At 44.6% G+C, this 21,198-nt stretch carries 24 protein-coding genes and 5 pseudogenes; 9 read left to right on the forward strand and 20 right to left on the reverse strand.

The features are described 5' to 3' along the window. Positions 1-48: 48 nt before the first annotated feature. A complete protein-coding gene (locus JCM16159_RS08260) occupies positions 49-507 on the reverse strand; it encodes a hypothetical protein (protein WP_054857511.1) in 459 nt (152 codons plus the stop codon). A gap of 107 nt (positions 508-614) precedes the next feature. On the opposite strand from JCM16159_RS08260, the gene JCM16159_RS08265 reads away from it, so the two are divergent. Continuing rightward, a complete protein-coding gene (locus JCM16159_RS08265; protein ID WP_054857512.1) occupies positions 615-1,292 on the forward strand; it encodes a DUF2848 domain-containing protein in 678 nt (225 codons plus the stop codon). Between the two features lie 59 nt (positions 1,293-1,351). Here JCM16159_RS08265 and JCM16159_RS16315 read toward each other — a convergent pair whose 3' ends face one another. From JCM16159_RS16315 to JCM16159_RS16340, 7 genes are all read right to left on the reverse strand, one after another. Then, positions 1,352-1,495, reverse strand: a complete 144-nt coding sequence (locus JCM16159_RS16315) for a hypothetical protein (RefSeq protein WP_243666400.1) — start codon at positions 1,493-1,495, stop codon at positions 1,352-1,354. Between the two features lie 245 nt (positions 1,496-1,740). Further along, on the reverse strand, positions 1,741-1,947 hold the full coding sequence (locus tag JCM16159_RS16320; RefSeq protein WP_243666401.1) for a hypothetical protein: 207 nt from the start codon (positions 1,945-1,947) through the stop codon (positions 1,741-1,743). Beyond that, complete coding sequence (locus tag JCM16159_RS08275; protein WP_243666402.1) at positions 1,947-2,705, reverse strand: hypothetical protein; 759 nt, start codon at positions 2,703-2,705, stop codon at positions 1,947-1,949. Before JCM16159_RS08275 ends, JCM16159_RS16320 begins: the two co-directional genes overlap by 1 nt. A 66-nt stretch (positions 2,706-2,771) precedes the next feature. Continuing rightward, on the reverse strand, positions 2,772-3,194 hold the full coding sequence (locus JCM16159_RS16325) for an ATP-binding protein (RefSeq protein ID WP_243666403.1): 423 nt from the start codon (positions 3,192-3,194) through the stop codon (positions 2,772-2,774). Positions 3,195-3,229: 35 nt separating this feature from the next. Beyond that, positions 3,230-4,030: an ATP-binding protein gene (locus JCM16159_RS16330; protein ID WP_243666404.1), complete on the reverse strand. Its 801-nt coding sequence runs from the start codon at positions 4,028-4,030 to the stop codon at positions 3,230-3,232. Continuing rightward, positions 3,990-4,226: a hypothetical protein gene (locus JCM16159_RS16335; RefSeq protein WP_243666405.1), complete on the reverse strand. Its 237-nt coding sequence runs from the start codon at positions 4,224-4,226 to the stop codon at positions 3,990-3,992. Before JCM16159_RS16335 ends, JCM16159_RS16330 begins: the two co-directional genes overlap by 41 nt. Then, positions 4,223-4,372, reverse strand: coding sequence for a hypothetical protein (locus JCM16159_RS16340; protein ID WP_243666406.1), 150 nt, complete (start codon positions 4,370-4,372; stop codon positions 4,223-4,225). Before JCM16159_RS16340 ends, JCM16159_RS16335 begins: the two co-directional genes overlap by 4 nt. A gap of 154 nt (positions 4,373-4,526) precedes the next feature. Here JCM16159_RS16340 and cyoE point away from each other — a divergent pair, with 154 nt between their 5' ends. Next, positions 4,527-5,336 carry a heme o synthase gene (gene cyoE, locus JCM16159_RS08285; protein WP_243666407.1) on the forward strand — a complete coding sequence of 270 codons (810 nt, stop codon included), beginning with the start codon at positions 4,527-4,529 and terminating at the stop codon, positions 5,334-5,336. 36 nt (positions 5,337-5,372) lie between these two features. Here the strand turns inward: cyoE and JCM16159_RS08290 are convergent, their stop codons facing one another. Next, complete coding sequence (locus tag JCM16159_RS08290; protein WP_054857513.1) at positions 5,373-6,542, reverse strand: Nre family DNA repair protein; 1,170 nt, start codon at positions 6,540-6,542, stop codon at positions 5,373-5,375. Between the two features lie 205 nt (positions 6,543-6,747). Here JCM16159_RS08290 and JCM16159_RS08295 point away from each other — a divergent pair, with 205 nt between their 5' ends. Then, a complete protein-coding gene (locus JCM16159_RS08295; protein WP_367834398.1) occupies positions 6,748-7,311 on the forward strand; it encodes a DUF981 family protein in 564 nt (187 codons plus the stop codon). Beyond that, the gene (locus JCM16159_RS19105; RefSeq protein ID WP_367834399.1) at positions 7,284-7,412 is read left to right on the forward strand and encodes a hypothetical protein; all 129 of its coding nucleotides are present in this window, start codon (positions 7,284-7,286) and stop codon (positions 7,410-7,412) included. Before JCM16159_RS08295 ends, JCM16159_RS19105 begins: the two co-directional genes overlap by 28 nt. 123 nt (positions 7,413-7,535) lie before the next feature. Here JCM16159_RS19105 and JCM16159_RS08300 read toward each other — a convergent pair. Continuing rightward, a pseudogene (locus JCM16159_RS08300) lies at positions 7,536-9,397 on the reverse strand (threonine--tRNA ligase). 185 nt (positions 9,398-9,582) lie between these two features. Between JCM16159_RS08300 and uppS the strand changes: the two are divergent. Continuing rightward, complete coding sequence (uppS, locus tag JCM16159_RS08305; protein WP_054857514.1) at positions 9,583-10,299, forward strand: polyprenyl diphosphate synthase; 717 nt, start codon at positions 9,583-9,585, stop codon at positions 10,297-10,299. Positions 10,300-10,307: 8 nt separating this feature from the next. Here the strand turns inward: uppS and map are convergent, their stop codons facing one another. After that, positions 10,308-11,207 carry a type II methionyl aminopeptidase gene (gene map, locus JCM16159_RS08310; RefSeq protein WP_054857515.1) on the reverse strand — a complete coding sequence of 300 codons (900 nt, stop codon included), beginning with the start codon at positions 11,205-11,207 and terminating at the stop codon, positions 10,308-10,310. A gap of 110 nt (positions 11,208-11,317) precedes the next feature. On the opposite strand from map, the pseudogene dnaG reads away from it, so the two are divergent. Further along, a pseudogene (dnaG, locus tag JCM16159_RS16345) lies at positions 11,318-12,140 on the forward strand (DNA primase DnaG); the annotation flags it as partial. Positions 12,141-12,177: 37 nt separating this feature from the next. On the opposite strand, the gene JCM16159_RS16350 reads toward dnaG, so the two are convergent. Further along, positions 12,178-12,393, reverse strand: a complete 216-nt coding sequence (locus JCM16159_RS16350) for a hypothetical protein (RefSeq protein WP_243666415.1) — start codon at positions 12,391-12,393, stop codon at positions 12,178-12,180. A 14-nt stretch (positions 12,394-12,407) separates the two neighbouring features. On the opposite strand from JCM16159_RS16350, the gene JCM16159_RS16355 reads away from it, so the two are divergent. Beyond that, on the forward strand, positions 12,408-12,695 hold the full coding sequence (locus JCM16159_RS16355) for a hypothetical protein (protein ID WP_243666416.1): 288 nt from the start codon (positions 12,408-12,410) through the stop codon (positions 12,693-12,695). Between the two features lie 69 nt (positions 12,696-12,764). Here the strand turns inward: JCM16159_RS16355 and JCM16159_RS08320 are convergent. Continuing rightward, positions 12,765-15,117: pseudogene (locus JCM16159_RS08320) on the reverse strand (DNA-directed DNA polymerase). An 84-nt stretch (positions 15,118-15,201) separates the two neighbouring features. After that, a complete protein-coding gene (locus JCM16159_RS08325; RefSeq protein ID WP_054853431.1) occupies positions 15,202-15,666 on the reverse strand; it encodes an Lrp/AsnC family transcriptional regulator in 465 nt (154 codons plus the stop codon). Positions 15,667-15,941: 275 nt separating this feature from the next. On the opposite strand from JCM16159_RS08325, the gene JCM16159_RS19110 reads away from it, so the two are divergent. Then, on the forward strand, positions 15,942-16,115 hold the full coding sequence (locus JCM16159_RS19110) for a UPF0147 family protein (RefSeq protein WP_367834400.1): 174 nt from the start codon (positions 15,942-15,944) through the stop codon (positions 16,113-16,115). 34 nt (positions 16,116-16,149) lie between these two features. Next, complete coding sequence (locus JCM16159_RS19115) at positions 16,150-16,230, forward strand: UPF0147 family protein (protein ID WP_367834404.1); 81 nt, start codon at positions 16,150-16,152, stop codon at positions 16,228-16,230. 7 nt (positions 16,231-16,237) lie between these two features. Here JCM16159_RS19115 and JCM16159_RS08335 read toward each other — a convergent pair. From JCM16159_RS08335 to JCM16159_RS08355, 6 genes and pseudogenes are all read right to left on the reverse strand, one after another. After that, positions 16,238-17,567: pseudogene (locus JCM16159_RS08335) on the reverse strand (NADP-dependent malic enzyme). Between the two features lie 114 nt (positions 17,568-17,681). After that, complete coding sequence (locus JCM16159_RS08340) at positions 17,682-18,722, reverse strand: ABC transporter ATP-binding protein (protein ID WP_054857526.1); 1,041 nt, start codon at positions 18,720-18,722, stop codon at positions 17,682-17,684. After that, a complete protein-coding gene (locus JCM16159_RS16360) occupies positions 18,706-19,029 on the reverse strand; it encodes a hypothetical protein (protein ID WP_243666408.1) in 324 nt (107 codons plus the stop codon). Before JCM16159_RS16360 ends, JCM16159_RS08340 begins: the two co-directional genes overlap by 17 nt. Beyond that, positions 19,016-19,411, reverse strand: a complete 396-nt coding sequence (locus JCM16159_RS16365; protein ID WP_243666409.1) for an ABC transporter permease subunit — start codon at positions 19,409-19,411, stop codon at positions 19,016-19,018. The genes JCM16159_RS16360 and JCM16159_RS16365 overlap by 14 nt, the downstream gene beginning before the upstream one ends. A 126-nt stretch (positions 19,412-19,537) precedes the next feature. Then, positions 19,538-20,707: a substrate-binding domain-containing protein gene (locus JCM16159_RS08350; RefSeq protein ID WP_054857516.1), complete on the reverse strand. Its 1,170-nt coding sequence runs from the start codon at positions 20,705-20,707 to the stop codon at positions 19,538-19,540. A gap of 154 nt (positions 20,708-20,861) precedes the next feature. Beyond that, positions 20,862-21,198: pseudogene (locus JCM16159_RS08355) on the reverse strand (hypothetical protein); the annotation flags it as partial.

Raw genomic sequence — 21,198 nt, forward strand, 5'->3', positions numbered from 1 at the left:
CCATAGCATTTAACAAAATAAAAGCATTTCTGTTAATGACACGCCTCATTAAATTATGGCGCCACCCTGCCCCTGAGACACACTTGGTAATGGCTGTAACTCTACGTCTGAGTTCATGAATACCCTGAAGAGGAGGAGTATCTTCTCCCTATCTCTGCTCATTTCATCCCTATTCTTGTACATCCTCAATGCTGTACCTCCCGAGTCCAATATAACGCCTATGAAGTTAACGCCGCTCACCTTATTTATCAAGTCTCTTGATGTTCTAATCCTTATCAACGGCATTAAGGGCGAGTAGTGTATCGATACCTCAGCCTCATTACTAATGGACCTAATGAACACCGGTATTTCAGGTTTAACGTTCTGGGCCAAGGCTGGAGGTATCGAGGCCATAAAACCTATTAAATTATTTAACATTAGTCTTAGATAATCGAGGGCATCATCCGCATTTGGTATCGAAAGCCTAATCTCTGAAACAAGGCCTATCCTAACTATTTCAGAAATCATCCTACCAATAACGCATCAGGATTTTATTAGTATTTCCGTATTTACTTGGCAAGGATTGGGAACCAAAAATTTAATAAGGTTATTGCTTTATAAACCAGAGTTCGTCTATGCATAGACTTAACGTAACTATAGAGTTCAAGAATGGTAACGAGAGAGATATAGAAATCGCCGTTAGTGACCTAGTGATCTTCGTCTGGTCTGGGAGAACTACGGATATTATTAAGAAGGAGGTTGAGGAGTTAAGTAGGATAGGTATTAGTGGGCCTAAGAACATACCCGAAATATACATATTACAGCCGTATTTAGTAACCACGAGTAACTACATCAGGAAGGTGAGTGACCTTCATAGTGGTGAGGTTGAGTATGTATTGTTGATTAAGAATGAGGATGAAATCTACGTAACTGTTGGTAGTGATCACACGGATAGGGAGGCCGAGAGATGTAGCATACTTGCTGGTAAGCACATGTATCCAAAAATCGTGGCCAGGAGGGCATGGCCACTTAGGGAGGTTGAGGATCACTGGGATGACTTGGTACTGAGGAGTTGGATACTTGAGGATGATAAGAAGACTCTATATCAGGAGGGCACCATGAAGTTCCTACTTACGCCGGATAAGCTCGTTGACTTAATACGCGAGGTCGTGCCAGACCTGAAGAATGTGGTTGTTTTCTCAGGTACAATACCAACAATAAAGGGTCAAATAAAGCCCAGTGGTTATTTTGAGATTGAACTTCATGACCCAGTACTCAATAGGTCTATTGATCATTATTACTGGATTGAATGATGGATCGCCCAATGATGATGCTTGCAAGGTCTGATCCATGATGTGCTGGGCTAAGCTGATTATTTCAATTTCTCGTAATTAATATTAGCCGGTAAGTCAATTGACGATAACACACCGTAATTATCACATCCACTAAATATGTTCTTACTAAGTTCATTGATTATCGCGTTTAAGTCGTCAAACTCGTATACGAATATTGACACCGAGAAGTTATTAGCGACTACTGAATTTAACTCCCTAACGTAATTATTGAAGTCGAGCTCCTTACACCTATAGACAAGGACCCTCAGGCACCACCAAAGCCTGCCCTCCTGATGGCTGTATTCATAAAGCCTTTAAACCTATCAAGTGTGTCATTGCATACATCCACAACAAGCGTTAAGCATGTTTTTTTGTGTCTTCTTCACAGTAATTACGTAGAAACGACCCGCATTAATAAATATAATCCCTAGCGTGCTTCCTCAGTTATCTTAGCACTGGCCTCCCTTGTCAATTCATCGTATATAGCCCTAAACACGCCAGTACTTGGCTCCTCAAAACTATTAAGCACGACCCACGCATTGACCAGCGCCCTATACTCAAAACTGGTCATAATATCATTAAACCTATCAATCACGGGGAAGCCAGTATCCCTCAGGAATGCGTAAAGTCTCACTAAATCGTCACGGCTTGCTCCTTACCCCCGAAGTTAATGGATCTACCACTTACGTGCCTCTCACCGCCGCCTGGCATGACGACCTTTCCATAGGCTGCCTTAACCCTCCAGGTACTTGTGTCTGTGCTATCGATGTTTATGAACTTGAGTATTGGATTTATTACAGGAGAGCCGAGCCCAAGTACGTGAATGCACATACCAGTTTCCTGCTTGATTCTGAGTAGGAATTTAATCGCCGACCTCCTTGAGTCCTTGGGCACGCCCTTGCTGATTAATACGTATGGTACCAAGCCACCTATTGCAATGCACTTGGGGTTGTAGTCCAAGTACTTAATTATATACTTAATGATGACCTCGGTCCTCCAGTGATAATGAATCACCGGTAATACATTATCGAACCTCCTAATTAAATACTCATAATTGTTAAGTGACTTTCTCAGTTTGGTCTCCAGGTTGTGCTCATCATCGGTGGGGCTTGGCGGATAGTCAAGGTTAAGAAAGTATCTAATATCCCAGTACTGACCATAAACTCCAGCTAGGTCCTCAATGTTGGGTACCTTACCATGCCTTAGGAATTGAAAACCACCACTATCCATCCAAACCTCGCCATCATACTGTAGTACATTCTTTATAACGTGCTCTCTCCTACTACCTCTATTTCTCATAATATCAAATGCATTAACCATTATGGCTGGTACACGGAAATAAAGCCAGGGCTTGGGTCTTGAGTTCACCGGCGTGCCAAGGATTATACGCACAGTGACCATTCACGGGAGTGCAATAAAAGTTTTACCTGACCTTATTATACTCAAATTATACTTAAATTACACTTTAGTAATATTACCTCTCGGTGTGAGTGATGGCGTCACACCTCCATGTTCCGTTAACCTATCCCTAACCTTAACGGGTAATGGCATTGGTACGGCCAGCCCCGTCACCAAGGCATCATCCTCATTGAGCACCCTAACTTCCCAGAGATCCTCATCAGAGACGAATTCCACGATATTTCTAACATACTTAAGATCAACTGGATTTATTATCCTCTTAAAGACCTGAGTCAAGCATTGGCTTAGTACGTCAGGGTGCACCTTAGATGGCCTTTGACTAATTATGCATAGTCCAACGCCGAATTTACGGCCCTCCCTAGCTATCTTTATCAGTGTTGATGTGCTTAGTGATGAGCCAACTGATGGTGCGTAGTTGTGGGCCTCTTCAACAACTATGAAGATGGGCTTATCCCTCCTCATTATTGACAACCTAAATATGTTATTCAGGATTAGGGCTACGAGGCTTGTTGATCTATCAGGTCTAAACCACTGAGGTCTAATACATGGATTCCATACTCCATTAGGTCCTTAATGTCCAGGAGCCTTATTGGTTCATTACCATAGAATTCACCTGGCCTTGTTATGAAGAATGGCCTATTCTCAATGAGCATCTTAACCTTAGTCAGTAATGTAGATAGAGCCAGCTCATTACCATAACCTCTAACAACCTTACTACCACTCTTCTCTAAATCACTCAGAAATTCATCAATACTTGTTAATTCATTATCAATCCCAATGTATTGCCAAGCCTCCTCAAGAATCCTCCTTTGGGCATCGGTGAGTCCATAATAGTGGTCTAGTAAACCCTCCATGAGCCTCAGTGATAGTGACCTCGGATTAATACCAAACCTCACATACCTCCTCTCAACGCCAAACCTAGCCCTGAAATAGTCATCAAGACTTGCAGTATCTACCTTACCCGGCACGTATACCCTGACAAGGCCGGCCACATACTTAGCATCATCACTTAAGGACTTGGGAACCTGCATTGCTGAGTATTCACCGTGTGGGTCAATGATTATTATCGGTACCTCCACCCTCAATACCAATTCCTCAATAATAACACCGGCAAGCCAGGATTTACCACCACCCGTGGCGGCTAATATCGCACAGTGATGTGACACTAATTTATTGGCATCCAGCTCGGCGGGTATCGACAATGACCTAACACTACCAATGACCAGTCTAACACCATCATTATCAGGCCTAAGCAACCTACCCAACTCGCTCTCTGTTGGTAGGTATACGAAGTCCATGGGCTTTGGAGGCTTTAATGGCTTGGAGAATCGCGTACCAACTGTAACCAATTACTGAAGCCCTGGCCAGGGTTGATTGCGCGATGTATTGAATGTCTATTCCGTAGTCCCTGAAGGTGTTTATAACATCCTCACTACCTAGCTGGGCGATGACCCTATCATCCACTAGGTAATTATGCCTAATGACCCTGGTCACCCTTGCGAGTATTGGGCCATTGGCCTATTCTCATAATTGTCTAGGGTTACGAATGTGCCAACGTTTATCTTATCCTCAACATTATCGAATACCCTAAACCAAAAAGCCCTGGGACTCTGTGCCTTAATTACGACTCCAATCCTCACATTACTAATGGGCGCTGTTTAGGCTTTATTGTTATTAAATAAAATAAGGAGTGGCGAAGTCCTGTGTTAAATTAATTGAACATGTTATTCACTAATTACCTTAGCATGGATTTTGAAATAAAGTTTTTAATGTAATAATTAATCATTGCCAAATGTGGCGATTAAGGACTACGTAGTATTAATGAAGCCCAGAGTTATTTGGCTACTTGTACTCGCCGCAATAGCTGGGTACATATTCGCGGCAGCGCCGAGCGTAAGCGTAACCTACATAGGTGAATTGACCATTGTTGGGTTATTAAGCACGGGTGGTTCTGCGGTGTTCAACATGTACTATGAGAGGGACATTGATGCTAAAATGGGTAGGACCAGAAATAGGCCAATACCCGCAGGTCGGGTAAGCCCAGGCAATGCATTAATTGAGTCCCTGGCCCTATCACTACTTGGCTTCACCCTATCATACGTGTGGCTTGGACTGTGGCCCACGGTCTTCGTAGTGCTTGGTTGGTTCCTCTACGCAATAATCTATACGGTACTCCTGAAATGCAGGAGCTGGAGCAATATCCTAATTGGCGGTGTGGCTGGTAATGCGGCTCTACTGGCTGGGTGGACTATAGCGAGGCCGCTGGACCTTGAAGCCTTCCTACTATCCATGGCCATATACCTATGGATACCCGCGCACATATGGAGCCTAGTGATTAGGGCTAAGGATGATTACTCAAGAACCTGCATTAAGATGCTGCCTCTCGAGATGAGTGAGGAAAAGGCCATGATCATGGTGGCACTACTCAATGTATTCTCGAATATATACATGCTATTCCTCTACATACTCATTCTCAAAAACCTTATTGGGTTAATCATACTGCTCATTACGGCGGCCTGGAGTAGTTACTACAGCGTTAAGGCCATAATTAAACCCAGCAGAGAGGTATTCTGGCAAATGTTCAAGCAAGCTCGCCCGTACTGACTGTCTTCCTAATAATCGGTATGGCACTATCACTCATTAAATGAGGAATTTAACCAAGTCACTCCTAAACTCCCTAATTAATCGACTGTAATTAAGCCATAGACTCCCCGTTAGCAATGAAGCGTTCACGTAATTAATCGCCTCATTAACGTCCGAAAACCTCCTCGCATTAACCCCCATGCCATTCCTAACAGCCTCCCTCGCCTGCCAAATGCCAACGGGAACCCTATATTCCGGCGTTACCTCCCTAATCGCTATTGCCGATGCCTGCCTACTAACCTTATTGAGGTACTCAAGGACGCCAAGCCTAATTGCGTAAAACGCACCACCCGTACTCTCAGCATACCCCTTCATGCCCTTCGTCCTCTCGTAATCTGCGAATACCCTGGGCGAGCTACCGCCCCTATTCCATACTGAGCCAGGCATCTTCAACTCAATAAGTTCATACCTCCAGGGACCTGGCATAAGCATCACAAAGTACCTATTCTCCATGTACTCCATCTCGTGAACCTCCACCTGCCCAACCTCGTCATACTCAATAACCTTATCCCTAAGGTAATCACCAATTATTGAGTCGACTGCCGTTATGGACCACCTGGTTGGAACCAACCTCCTAAACCTCCTATCACCCAACAACCCAACTGCAAAGATACGCTGTATGCGGGACACGGGTATTGAACCACGGTATAATTCAACGACTGCCGCCCTGGCATCCGCGTCATAATCATTTACCAATCTCTCAACTATTCTCTCAGCACTGACATTAGACGTTATTCTCAAATCCCTTAACTCACCAACATTACCAAGCGGCGCGTGGTAGTCATCAGCCAACGCCCTAAGCACTAACCTCCTCAACCTAACCTCAACATCAACTGGGTTACGCCCAATGCTTAACTCCTGAATCTTATCAACTATGGAATTATTGAATGACCTAACCGAGACCTTAATCCTACTAAGTACTATCCTAGACCTAAGCTTAACAATATCCCACTGTGCAAAGCCATGCCTAAACCACTCCTCTGGGTTGTCAAGTATTGATGCATCAATATTACCGTCATTGATTAATGCACCAACATTAATGTGGGGATAATTCATAGAACCAACGAAGTTCCCAGGCGGTGACAAGCCATTAAGCTCATTACCCACACTACGCCAAAGTCTAAATTCCCTCCAGAATTCAGGCGGTAATTCACTAAATCTAACCACTGTAAATAACTTGGTCCTGGGATTTAAATCGATTTTTCGCAAATTAAGAATATATATGAATATTTTTATATTCATAAACATTTATTTATATACTATTTGATACAATATAAAATGATGAATTTTTAATCATAAAGATAAATGCATTAAGTGCATCTAATCACTAGTTTATAAATTATAAACAAATGAACGCACTTGGTGATAGGTAATGGCTGACCTCTTTATGGATACACTGGACATCTGGTTAATGATACTTGGGATAACACTAATAACCGCAGCGTATGGCGTCTTCATGAACTTTGTTAGGAGACCTAGAATAGCTACTGATGGATCTAGAGTTGAAACGATGGAGAGGACTCAGGGAGTTGCTGTTTGCCTTAATGTGAATAAGTGCTTGAGCCTGTTCTTCATTGGCGTTGGGATTTACGCAATGGCCACTGGTCTTTGGGCTACAATGACTTGGCCACTCCCAGGCCCGTATAACCTGGTCTTTTCTGACGCTTGGCCAATATTTGGCCTAGTTACATTAATGCTCGGCTTAGCCATGTACGTAGGTGTAGACTTGAGGTATTTGGCATTACCCATAGCATTGTTTAGTATACCGGTTATTGTTTATGGTGTTGATATACTGGTACATGGGTTGACCACGGAGCCTTTATTCGCGAGCGCCATGTACATATTGCTTGGGCTTGCCATGCTCATTAGCCAGGTGCCATGCTGCCTAGGAATAATGCGGGTAAGTACGTGGGTGTCCTTGTCATGGTCTTACTAATACTATCCGGTATCCTGGCATTCTTCATAGGAATAAGCGCTACGTTTGAGCATACGTTAATCTGGAGCAAGTGGGCTCCCTGGTACGGCATGTCAGGCTGATGATTAATAACAATTCTAATTCTACTTCAAAATTAAAAGTTTAATTTTCCTCCTTATAAGCATTGAGTTGGTGAGGATAAGGGCTGCTGCCTGATGAGTGATGATTGGGAAGAGCACTGAGTATTAAGTTATTATGCTTGCAGGTCTCATGCTTAGGTACTTAGGCATTGTAAGTGGTCTCCTTGGATAGCCCTTAATCTCCTCCTCAATCCTGCCAATAAGTTCATCAATGCCCATGTCGATGGGCTTTTGAGCACCCCTGACCCTAACGCTTAATTTACCTGTCTTAACCTCCCTATCACCAACCACCACGATGTAGGTACCCAGAAGGTCTCCGCATCCCTGACCCTCTTTGACAGTGTCTCGTCAAACCTATCATCAACGTCAACCCTAATCATCCTATCCTCAAGTTTCGAGGCGACATCATTTGCGAAGGTTAGGTGCTCCTTACTAATTGGTATCACCCTAACCTGTATTGGCGAGACCCATGTGGGTAGCCTCGGAACCTCACCCCTAGACTCGGCGATTGCCGCAGTGTCGAGGAGCGCATATATGTACCTCTCAACGCTACCTATTATCGCCGTATGTATAATCACTGGGTACCTAACCTCCCCATTCTCATCCCTATACTTAATACCAAACCTCTGGGCATTACCAACATCGAACTGGAACGTGGCTATCTCCCTCGGCCTCCTCAACTCATCAACTATGTGAAACTCAACATTGAGGACCCAGTAATACTTCTGCTCCGGCATTATCCTGATAAGTATTGGCTTACCCTCACGCCTAGCCAACTCGATTAGGTAATCCCTGTGCTCATCATAGAACTGCTTAGTTACGTTGTACAGGCTCACGTAGTCCCTACCCAACTTCTTAATCTCCCTAAATATTATTTCATGAAGCTTCAGGGCAACCTCCATGGCATTCTTGAGGTCCCTCGTGAATATGTGAAGGTCCGGCATATAGAACCTCCTGAGCCTAAAGCATAGTACTGTCTCGCCAGGTTGCTCATACCTATAACTATCGGCAACCTCAAGCATGCCAATTGGTATATCCCTATAGCTCAGCACCCAATCCCTAATCATTGCGAATTGCTGGAAGCAGGCGGCGTACCTCATTATTATCTCATCCTTATCACCCTCGATCGTGTACATCCTCTCATTGAATAACCTAGCGTGCTCATCAATAGCCCTCTCACCACGCCTAAACATGTTGGTACCCCTAATCTTAAACACGGGTATGCCAAGCTCATTAGCCAACCTCCACGCGTAGTCCTCGACGAGCTCCATCATCAGCGTGGCCGCCGGTCCATACCTCATGTGACCAACATCGCTCATGGGCTCCCATTCAAAGCCGAACTTACGGCAGTAATCAATGTACCTGGGCTCCTTACCACCCTCAAGCTCCCTCTTCAGGACCTCCTTCTCAACCAATGCCTTTAGGTCATCCTCACCTGGCTTAAATGAATACTTCGTTGCATCGTACTCCTCACCATTCGGCGTTAATATCACGTAGTAATCCCTACTGACTACCTGCTGCACTGCCTGGGCACTGACCATGTTTGGGCTAAGGGACTTGCTTAATTCTGATAGGGGATGCCCATAGCACTTAATGTCAAATGCCTTGTAGTAACCAAAGGGTGCCCTTGACACAGGGACTGGCGACTTCTCCCTCAACTTATTATAAACCGCCAGCAACACACTCAATGCCTTGCTCGGCTTGGCCAGGTTGGGGCTTAGGTGTGCGTATGGATAGAGAACTATTTGTGAGGCCCTAACCCTATTGAGCGTGTCTAGTATCTCGTCGACGACGTAATTCACGTAATTAGGATCCTCGGTATCATTCTCCTCAACGCTCATAAACACCACAAGCGCGTTCTTCGCGGAGCCTCTCTCAAGTCCCGGTGTTAATGGTTCTGGGTTTTCAACGGCCTTATCCCTAACCTGGTATGAGAAATCCTCTGCATGTATGAATAATAATCTCATCAATCTACGGCAAAAATAACTAATATTAATTTATTTAGGTGCATTAGTACAGCTGAAGCGCATTTTCTACCTAGGACTTAAATAATTGCTCAATTAATTTACTCGATTTAAACCTAACGATAGGGGCCTTATAAAATATGTATGCATAACTTTAAAAGGTGATGTGTTTTTCATGGATACAAATAATGCAAGGCGTAGCACCAATGCATATAGGCGTTATACCTGATGGGAATAGGAGGTGGGCCAGGAGGGTTGGCTTGCCAATAACTGAGGCGTATAGAATTGGGTCAGACAAGGTTGAGGAGTTTCTAAACTGGTCACTGGATTTTGGTATAAAGATTGTCACTGTATATGTACTATCCACAGAGAACTTCCTCAGAAGGTCTAAGTTAGAGTTGGACCTGTTGTATAGGTTATTAAAGGAGAAATTAATTAAGGTTAGGAGAGATGAGAGGATTCACAGGAATAGGGTCAGGGTTAGGGTCATCGGCAGGACTTGGTTATTGCCTGAGGATGTCCGTAGGGAAATAGAACTCACCGAGGAGGCTACGGCGGATTACTCGGATCACTACCTGAACCTTGCGGTGGTTTATGGTGGTAGGCAGGAAATAATCGACGCCGTTAGGAAACTATTTGCTGACTATAATAGTGGTAAGTTGAGCATTAGTGATCTTAATGAGGAAACTCTCTTTAAGTACCTCTATGTTGGTGATGAGCCCCACCCTGAACCAGACCTAATAATCAGGACTGGTGGAGAATATAGAATAAGTAATTTCCTGCTCTATGAAACGGCATATTCAGAGCTTTACATCCTAAATAAGTATTGGCCTGAAATAACCAAGGAAGACCTTAAGCAGGCGCTTGATGACTATGCAAGGAGGGAGAGGAGATTCGGTAGATAATTCCTACCTTAAAAGAGAGAGCACATTGACCACTGGGATGGCTCCATCCTTGTTATTATGAATGTATCCTCAACCTGAGATACTAAGCCTTTACCATGCTCAACCAATACTGGGTAACCGTAAATGTAGTCCTTTATATACAACTCATTTATTACGTTACCAACACCTTCACCAAACCTAGCCACGAGCCACCTAGGTGTAAATGGTAATGGCCCGATTTCATTACTTATGTATGAAAGTATGTCATAATGGGGATCCCTAGGGCTTGGATTCTTAAGTAGATGGTAAATCGTGACCTGCGGCCCATCATCCACATAACCAGCGCCATTCGTTGAGAACGGCTCCACCGCATATACCTCACCCTCAATTATCCTCTGCCTATCGCCATTATCGTAATTGGGGATTGACTTACCCGCATGGAGCACGTACCTCCTTATTAAATGACCACTCAGGTTCTTAATCGGCTTGAATCCAAAGGACCTTATGGCCCTCTCTATCTGAGCACCAATTGACGTCAGTGCGGCTCCAGGCTTCATACTTAGTTGCGCAGCCTCCAGCGCCTTCATTGATGCCTTAATTAACTGGCTATACATTGGGTTGAAGGTAACAGTTACCGCAGTATCCACTATGTAGCCATCAATGTGAGCGCCAAGGTCTATCTTCACCACGGCGCCCTTTGGAATTACGGACTTATCGCTTATTGTGGCTGTGTAGTGGGCGGCAACCTCGTTAATACTTACATTAACGGGAAAGGCAGGTTTCGCACCGCTCTGCCTAATTCTATTCTCAACCTTTTCACAGAGTTCGAGTATTGGCATTCCAGGTTCTGCTATGGACATGGCATAATTAAGGGCGTCCCTGGCGATAGCACCAAGCCTCTCATAAATTTTTAATAGTTCCGCGGACACGCGGTATATGCCGAACTGTCTCCTTTAAATAACCTTGCCCTATTAGTTAATTAGTTTTGCCAAGAGAAACTATTTTAACCTAGTTTAATCTTGAAGTACTTGGTGTCGTAATGGGAGCCTTAACCATAGTAGCTAAGTATTTGATAATCGCAAACGTGGAGGTTCAAGGAACGGTGGAGAAATACGACATAATAGGCGCATTGTTCAGTCAAACAGAGGGCCTGTTGGGTAATGAACTTGATTTGAGGGAGCTTCAAATGAATGGTAGGATTGGTAGGATAGAGGTTGAGACGGAGTATAAGGGTGATAGGACCGTTGGTAAGGTCTACATACCGTCGAACCTCGATAGGTATGAGACCGCCCTAGTTGCAGCGATGATAGAGACCGTGGATAAAGTAGGGCCTTACAACGCGAAGGTTCAAGTAGTCGAGATTAAGGACCTAAGGGAGGAGAAGAGGAAGAAGATCTTTGATAGAGCCAGGGAACTCCTCAAGCTTGTTGAGCATGAGGCTTTACCCGACACTAAGGAGTTAATTACAAAGTTCCTGGAGAACATTAGGGAGACCGAGGTTGTTGAGTACGGTCCGGAGAAACTACCTGCGGGGCCTGAAGTTGAGAGGGCCGACACGATAATAATCGTTGAGGGTAGGGCCGACGTACTTAACCTGGTTAAGCACGGTTTCAAGAATGTGATAGGCCTTGGAGGCTCGAGTGGCGGTATACCAAAGACCGTTATTGAGTTGAGTAAGAAGAAGACGACTATAGCTTCGTGGATGGAGACAGGGGTGGCGAAATGCTGCTTAAGGAGTTGCTTAAGTATGCGGATATTGACTACATAGCAAAGGCACCACCAGGTAAGGAGGTTGAGCAATTAACGGCTAAGGAAATAACGAAAGCCTCAGGAATAAGGTACCTGCTGAGGAATACTTAGCAAGTCTTGAGAAGAAGGAAAGAAAGCTAATCGAGGAGGCTAGGCAGGCACAATCACAGTCGCAGCAGGAAATACCACAGGCGCAGGCCATAGAGGTTCCTGTCCAGGAACAAGCACAACAGGCTGAGAAGATACAGATAATACCGCAGCCACAGCCAGCGCAATCGGCACCGCCAACAACAGCGCCAGTAACGCCTCAGCAATCACCGCCTCAATCTCAACAGCCAAGTCTTGAATTACCCCAATTACCTCCAAATGTTATTGATGAGATGAGGAAACTTGGGGGAACACTGGAGGCTATTATATACGATGATCACTGGACGGAGATTAAGAGAATACCCGTGAGGGACCTCGTAGACACACTACAGCAACTATCTAATGCCTATGCCGTAATATTTGATGGAGTCTGCACGCAACGCCTTGTTGATGTTGCATCAGGCAAAGGCGTTAAGCTATTAATAATGTCTAGGGTGGGTAATATAACGAAGGTGCCCACCGACATGCTAATACTAACAATAGACGAATACCTAAGTAAGGTAGGAACAAACATCAAGTAAACCTAATGAAATACTTTAAAAATCATCATATTTCCATTAACTCAGTAATTCAATACCTAACAAGCTTTCTCACGAGAAATAATCCAAGATTGACCTACCTGCTTTACCCTCCATAAGCTGTGACTCCTTAACTCCCAAAACCTCGAGTATCCTCATTGCGGCAGGGACTATCTGCTTCTCAACATAGTAATCAACATCAATCTCCCTAATATCCTTAACAAGTATGTACGGCTTAACCTTATAGGCCAGCTTGGCGCCACCGCCCTTAACGACTACGTAACCAATCATGTCACCCTTACCAACCTTATAACCAGCCTCCACCAACTGCTTAGCCGCCGCGACATGAGGCGTCAACACCTTGTACTCATTCAATGACTTATCAAGCGTCTTCCAAATAATTACGTTGTCAATATCGAATTGATAGGCCTTAACCTTATCAATCACAGACTTCACGTAGGAAACCGCCTTGCTAACATCACCCGTTGTCAGCACTATTTCGGCGACACTTTCCTGAACGTCCTTAGCAATCTCGGCCCAATCACCCCTAACGGCCTCAAAACCGACAATGTCTATCTCACCATCAATTGTCAAACCAACATACCTCTTCTTAGCCTCAGTAAACAAAACCCTCCTATACACCTTATCAACCTTAACCTCAAAGCCAAGCTCATTATTTATGTAGTTGATTAATACATCAACCTTATCACTAACGTTCCTAACGAATAAGCTATCAGTATCACCATAGATTATTGGTAGGCCCAGGGACCTGGCCTTCTCAATAACGGTCTTAAGCAGGTTCCTGCCCCATGCAGTGACGGCCTCAGCACCTCACGCCTATACCACCTAGCCCCCAACCAACCGCAGTATCCATACATGGCATTAGCCATGATCTTAAGCGCCCTCTGTCTCTCATTAAGTAGAACCCACTCGGGGCTATCCTCAGGGTACTTCTTCATTAAATCCCTCACCCTACGCCTACCCTCAACAAGGATCCTAAGTAGGCCGGAGTATAACCCCTCAGGCGACTTCTTGAACTTATAATTAACCTCAGGCGCCACGTAGCAGTCATCACAATCCCCAAGCACCAGTGTGTCTGGTGAGACGTTATACTTCATCATTATGCTTGGTACATACTGGAGAAGTCTATCACGGCTATGTTCTCATGAAGCCCAGGCCTCGGCTCAAGCACAACAGCACCCTTGTAAGTCTCGTAGGGCCTCTCCTCACGGTTAGGAGCCAACTCACCCCTCTTAACTGCTTCGTAAAATATCATCCACTCAACCCTGGCACCAACGCTGGCCGCACCAACCTGATCAAGTGGAAGCCCTGATATTGAGGACAACTGAATCGCGAATGGAAGTAGTTTCTCCGCTAATCCATAAGTACTGACCACGTCATCCCTGGCATACTTAAGAAGTAATTCACGCTTATTCTTGTCATCCCAATACTCATGTATTCTATGGCCAGGTATTAAGACACGCTCACTCCTCTTCATTATTCCGAAGAACTCGGCTGCTCGGTCCAGGCTCTTCACCTTTATCTCGCTAATCTCCTCAATGAAGTTATACAGGTCAACATTCGCCCTACCTATTATTGACCAGTGACCATACACGCTCGGTTCGGGTGGATTACCCATCCTAGATAGGGTCAGCCTAACACCCACCCTTGAAGACCTATTGACTAGGTAGGGCCAATCAAAACCATTATTATTATAACCAACCACTATGTCAGGGTCGTACTTCCTGAAGTAATCCAGGAACTCCCTAATTATCTTAGCATCATTCCTATTATCATCAGCCACAAACATCTTAATGCCATCCTCCTTAGTCATTGTCGATATTATTATTATGGGGTCCCTATCAGGGTTAGGCATACCCCTTGGGTTATAAACCTCAATGTCGAAGGCAAGCACCTTAAAGCTGGGTAACTTATGCTCCTCAATCATCCTAGGTCTGGTCTTGGCAAGACATACCAAGTCAACCTGGTAATTACCCTTAACCTCCTCACACTGATCAACAACAACCCAATTACTCGGCTTAACACCCATGTCCAGTAGGTACCTCTGTGAGAACCTAATGTCAGCCTCAAGCACATCCTCAACACCTGGAACCTCAGCAGCGAGTTCCCTAAGTTCCCTAACCTTCTCAGGTATTGTTGCCGTAACCTTAATGGCATCAACCTCACCACCAAACAACCTGCGCTTAACAACCTCCACATTCAATACCCTACCCTCCAACTTACGCTTAACGTTGTTTAACACAGCATTAGTATCACCTGAAGGTAATACGTAGAAGTACGGCCTAAACGACCTATCCAAAACAAGGACCCTTTTGCCATTATCTGCAATACCGAATAACCTTAACTCCGGCGTATTACCAGCAATGCCATATGTGACGTCTAACAACCAAAATGTTAATTCCATTATTTAATAGGTTAGGAAGCAATATGTTAAACTTACTCTTCATGAAGTTTAACCATCAGCCTTGGTAGGCAAACGCAAAGGTACTTATATAGGTAATCTTGGGTCCTCCTTAATTACCTTGGCTACTATAAGTGTCGAGGTCCTCTCAACCTCCTCCATATTCATTATCTGCTCAAGTATCCTAAGGATCTCATCCTTACCACTGGCCCTAACCTGAAGCACGAAGTCCCACTCACCAAATATGTAGTAAACCGTCGTCACACCACCAATGCTTGCCAACTTCTGACCAACCTTCTCGTGGTAGCCAGGGCCGTATTTAGCCTTAACGAGTATCACCGCCACGTAATCCTTACCCATCTTCTCGGGGCTTAGCTTGGCATGGCAGCCGAGTATTATGCCAAGTCTCTCGAGTTTCTTAATTCTGTAATAAACAGTTGATTTCGAAATCTTCAATTTATTAGCCATTTCATCGAGTGTTACCCTGCAATCATCCTGCAACATCTTTAGAATTTCAATGTCAGTCTGGTCTATCTCCTCGGTTATCGACATCAATGAACTATTACTGAACCTATTTAAAAAAACATTCGCTTGTTATAAAAATGTTCATATCGCACATAACTACTTTACATAATTATCTTTCTCACGCACCTATCTAAAGACTAATTAATCACCATGATGGACATATATACGTAAATAATTCATGCACCTTTAAACCCTGAAAAAAATATGAACGCCGTTAATTAGCTAATGAATTAAGCAAAGAAAAATGCTTTTATATCAGTTACCAACGTCTGACAACAAAGAGGTCTTCTTGGTGATGAAATATGTCAAGCAAGCAAACTCCCGGATTAAGTAAGGATGAAACAGATGAAAGAATAAAGCAGGCCCTATACTACCTAACCAGGGTTGTCCAGGACATGGGCATACCCAGAAATATCAGGAGGGCTGCCAGCGAAGCCGTTAGGGTTTTAATGGACTCTGGCATGAGCAGGCCTTAAGGCTTCAACGGTCATCAGCATACTCGAGGAGGCATTGGCAGACCCAAACATGCCACTTTTTAGTAGGGTTATTTTCTGGCAGGTTATTTCATTACTTGAACAGATTAGAGATTGACACAGATTCAGGCTAGGTCTTCTAATAAGTTCTTTATTAGTCCCTTGCCATACAAAGTCTCTATCATTAATCTGGTGCTTGCTATGATCTCCTTGGCCCTATTGTACTCATCCTTCCAAGTCAAAGACCTCCTGGAAACACCCTGTTCTGCGGCCTTTACAGCAACGGCAGCGGCAACCCTCGGTAGAAGTCCCACTCCTCCATTGTTGGCAATATCTTATCCTCGCTTAATCTATCACCGACAAAATTCGCGATCTCCTGCGCGGCGGCAATAATCATCTCATCAGTTATTGTTCTAACCCTAGCATCCAATGCGCCCCTAAAAACTCCTGGGAACACCAGGGAATTATTGACTTGGTTGGGGAAGTCACTCCTGCCAGTAGCCACAACCCTAGCACCGGCCTCCTTAGCTTCCCAGGGCCAAATCTCCGGTATTGGATTCGCCAGGGCAAAGACTATCGGGTCCTTATTCATTGCCCTAATCCACTCCTTCTTAATCACGCCTGGACCCTGTACTGAGGCGGCGACGACTGCGTCAACGCCGACGAGCGCCTCCTTAATACCACCCTTTCTTCTCTCGGCGTTGGTCTTTATCGCAAGTTCGTACTTCCATGGATTGGTGAGCATTAGCTTATCCATGTCATCCCTCTCCGGGTGCAGTATTCCCTTACTATCAACGAGAATTATATTGCCCGGCTTAACCCCGTACTTAATCAAGATTCTCGCCGCCGCTATGTTTGAGGCACCGGCGCCAATAAATACTATTGTTGAGTCCTCAAGCTTCTTACCAACAATCTTAAAGGCGTTTATTAAGCGGCTAGTATTGCGCCGGCTGTTCCCTGTTGGTCATCATGCCAGATGGCTATCTTTAGTTCCTCCCTTAATTTATCAAGTACGTAGAAGCACTTAGGTGACTCAATATCCTCAAGGTTTATACCACCGAAGGCGGGTTCTATAGCCTTTGCAACACTGACAATGTCATCCTGAGTCCTCGCCCTAATGGGTAATGGTACGGCATCGACACCACCAAGGTACTTGAAGAGGAGTGACTTGCCTTCCATGACGGGCATTGCTGCCTCAGGACCAACATTGCCAAGCCCAAGAACTCTACTGCCGTCCGTCAGTATCGCAATTGCATTCCACCTCCATGTATACTCAAAGGATTTGTCAGCGTCTGCATTTATTTCCTTAGAAACCGCAGCGACGCCGGGCGTATACCATATAGAGAAATCACCTAATTTCCTAACTGGTACCTTGGGTAATACCATTATCTTTCCTCCATACCTCCTTGATGCCTCAATCGCCACCTTAAACCATTTACTTGATTCCTCACTCATCAGGTTAATGTAAAAATTGAGGATTTATATTAATTTCTGAAGATAAATTCGGCAACTGACAAGTATAGAAATTATAAGATAAGAATTCACTTGAGTATAATATCATTAATGAACTTAGCCCTTAATAACATGAATATTTTCCCTAGGTATTACGAGCAGGACCTTATCGCCAGGTTTAAGGGCCTTTACAGACAGTGCGGTAATCACTAGGTCACTACCTACTGAAATTAGTAATTGATAACCAAGCCTAATTCTAATCACTTCATTAACAATACCCTCAAACACGTTTTGCTCCTTAGTATCAACATCATTATCTACAATAACCTTGATCCACTCAGGCCTAATGCAAACATAAACTTCACCATTAATATTCCCATCAATACTTAGCCCTACCTCTCCATTAAGCCTTACAAAACCATTCTCTGCAACGCCCCTAATGACATTTTGAAAACCAAGGAACCTAGCCGTGAACACATTACTCGGCCTATTAAATACCTGCTCAGGGTCTCCCTCCTCTATTACCTTGCCCTCATTCATAATGTACACCCTATCAGCCAATGAGTACGCCTCGTCCCAATCATGAGTTACGTGAATCACGGTAATACCATATCTCTTGGGTAACTCCCTGAGCATTAGTATTATCTTATCCCTGGTCTCCCTATCAAGCATTGAGAGAGGCTCATCCAGCAATAAGACCTTTGGCTTAATAACGAGGGCCCTAGCCAACGCAACCCTCTGCTGCTCACCACCGCTTAGGTTAACGGCCCTCCTACTAAGTAGGTAATCAATACCCAGGTCCTTGGCAATCTCCATAATGAGCCTACGTCTCTCTGGCTTGGGAATGCCCTTGAACTTAAGCCCATACTCAATATTCTCGTAAACAGTCATGTGGTCAAAAATTGCATAACCCTGAGGTACATAGGACACGTTACGAGTCTCTGGTGATTCCCTAGACACGTCAATGCCATCGATTACCACACTGCCCTCACTAACCTTATAAATACCCGCTATCGTCTTAAGTAACGTACTTTTACCTGATCCAGTGGGTCCAAGAATTACGTTGTACGTCTCATGTTCAAAAACCGTGCTTATTGGACCTAGGGTGAAGTACCTAAGCCGCACAACTACGCTCCTTAATTCAACCATACCAGGCATTACCACCACCCAAGCTAACCAGGACCCTATAGATTATGAATATCACGAGCATGACCGCGACAAGCGCTGCCGAAAACTCCACAGCATTAACCAAGCCAATACCCACATAGCTCTCGTAGATGTATACCGAGGCTGGGTAAACAAGGTTCTTACCAAACAACACGTAATAAGCAACAATGAATAGGGCACCAGCTTCCGAGACTGACCTGGCCCACGATAATATGGCGCCTGTCGCCATTGACCTCCAAATCCTGGGGAGTATTATTGACGTGAAGACCCTTAATGGGCTAGCCCTAGGTCCTTGCAACAGCCTCCATTTCAGGATTTATCATCCTAATCGATGCCTCAACAACCCTAATGTAGTATGTCGATGAGAGAAAGGCGACCGCAGTCGTGGCGCCCCAAAGTGTGTTTATGAAGTTAATGCCGTGAGCCTTTAGGAACGGGCCAAGACCGTAGTAGGATGCGAAGGCTAGCACGACCATTATCCCAACGATTATGTGGGGTATCATTATTGGTATATCGATCACGGCATCCACGACACTCTTTAGGTGAAAGTCGTACCTAGCCATTACGTAGGCTATTGGCGTCCCCATAATTATCGCTATTATTGCCGATAATGTCGACATGACCACGGTCACCTCAATTGCCTGTAGGAAGCTAACCACGGAGAGGGCCTTTGGTATCATTGGGAAGCCCAGGACTATGAGCAGGCTAGTGGGTATATTATGAGGATTGAGAAGATGAGTATGGAGATTAATAGAATTAGGATAATGGGTATGTTCATTTTTAATGAATTCATGCTACTAACTCCCTTAACCCTGGCTTGGGAATATGGATGCATACTGTGGGTACTGGCTTAACTGCGCAACAAAGGGTTTAATTGCATTAGGCACAGCGCTGTAATTACCATATACAATACCGGGTATTATGGGTACAATACCATTCTCCTCAAGTATCTTCTGACCAATCGGGCTATAGAGCAGTAGTAGGAAGTATTCAGCTGCTTGTTTATTCGGTGCTTGGAATGGTATCGTTATCGTGTAAACAACTGGATTGCATGCGAAGGTCTTTGTGACGCCATTCTCAGTCCAGGTAACACTGACTTGGTGGTAGTAATCGACATAGCTTAGGTTGCCGAGGTTTATGAATGGCGGTAGCGTTATGAATACTGTATTATGGTACGTCTGCGTCTGCGGTATCGCATTGCTCTCATAGGCCGAGAGTATGAAGTCCACCTGCCCAGAGGCCATTAGTGTTAGTAGGTCTATCTCTGTATTCCTCATCATGTACTTACTTGGATTTCCATATATTGCGTCGTATAGGTATGAGGCATTGTTAAAGAATGCCAAGCCAGCCAGCTTAACGACGCATTGCGCCTGGTAGCCGGAGGGGTCTGTGAATGGGTTTGAAACGCCAACAACGGTGCTTGAGTTAAGGGCTATTATCTGCCAAATTTTCTGCCAAGTCTCGTTATATTGAGCGGACATTGGTGGGTATGACTGGGCCTGCTGCCATAGTTGATAGACTTCCTGACCAGCCGTGGTGTTTAGGTTGACTATTATGACCATTTGCGTAATTCCAAAGGCTATCTCATAATTGGTGTAGTTGGGGAATAATACGGAGGGTATCGTTGTGGTGTCCGCAGAAGCCACAACACTGAACTGTTGAGTAGTTGCCTCCGTATGGGCAACCTCACCACTACCCTTGAACATGGCTGGGGCTATGGTTATGCCTGGGTAAAGGCTCTGCATGACGTTGAGAATATCTGTAAACGCGAACTTCAGGGTGCCGGCGGCGCCGACTGCGAAGGGCGCGGTTGATGTCGTGGCAGTCGTAGTAGTGACTGGGGTGGTCACATTTGTAGTAGTTGCATTAATGTACTTAGTAACAACCTTAGGTGGCATAACCGCATAACCAATTGCCACACCAATTACAAGACCTATTATTAAACCAACGACCAACCAAACGGTTGTACTCGCCATACAACTATTTCGTATTTCTCCTTATATTAAAGTTTTATTAATTATCTGATAATTGATAATTAACATTCAATTTTTAATAATCATTCAGGCGGTATTTCGGCATAGGCCACGGATATGTCAATACCAAACCTCCTCATATTAACATAACGTGATATCAAATACACGGCAATCCCCAACACCACGGCGCCAAGCTCAACACCATAGGCGAGTGGGTTACCGCCCCAGATCTGCGGGTAGCTAGGAATTCATAGGTTAAATATGCCATTACTCCAGCCATTAATACGCCGAATACTATTAGAACCGCCCTAGATTTACCGCTTATATTAAATGATGAGTACCTAAGCGTCGCAAGTATTACTGCCGCGATGCCGACTACCATGTAGTATATTATTGCCTCAACAACGGCACCATACAGCGCCGTGAATGTATTATAGAGGAAGCCAGCCGCGGCAATTAGTGCCGCAGTTACTGCTAGGTCGAATAGGTGTGCG

Source organism: Vulcanisaeta sp. JCM 16159, assembly GCF_001316265.1.
Lineage (GTDB): Archaea > Thermoproteota > Thermoprotei > Thermoproteales > Thermocladiaceae > Vulcanisaeta.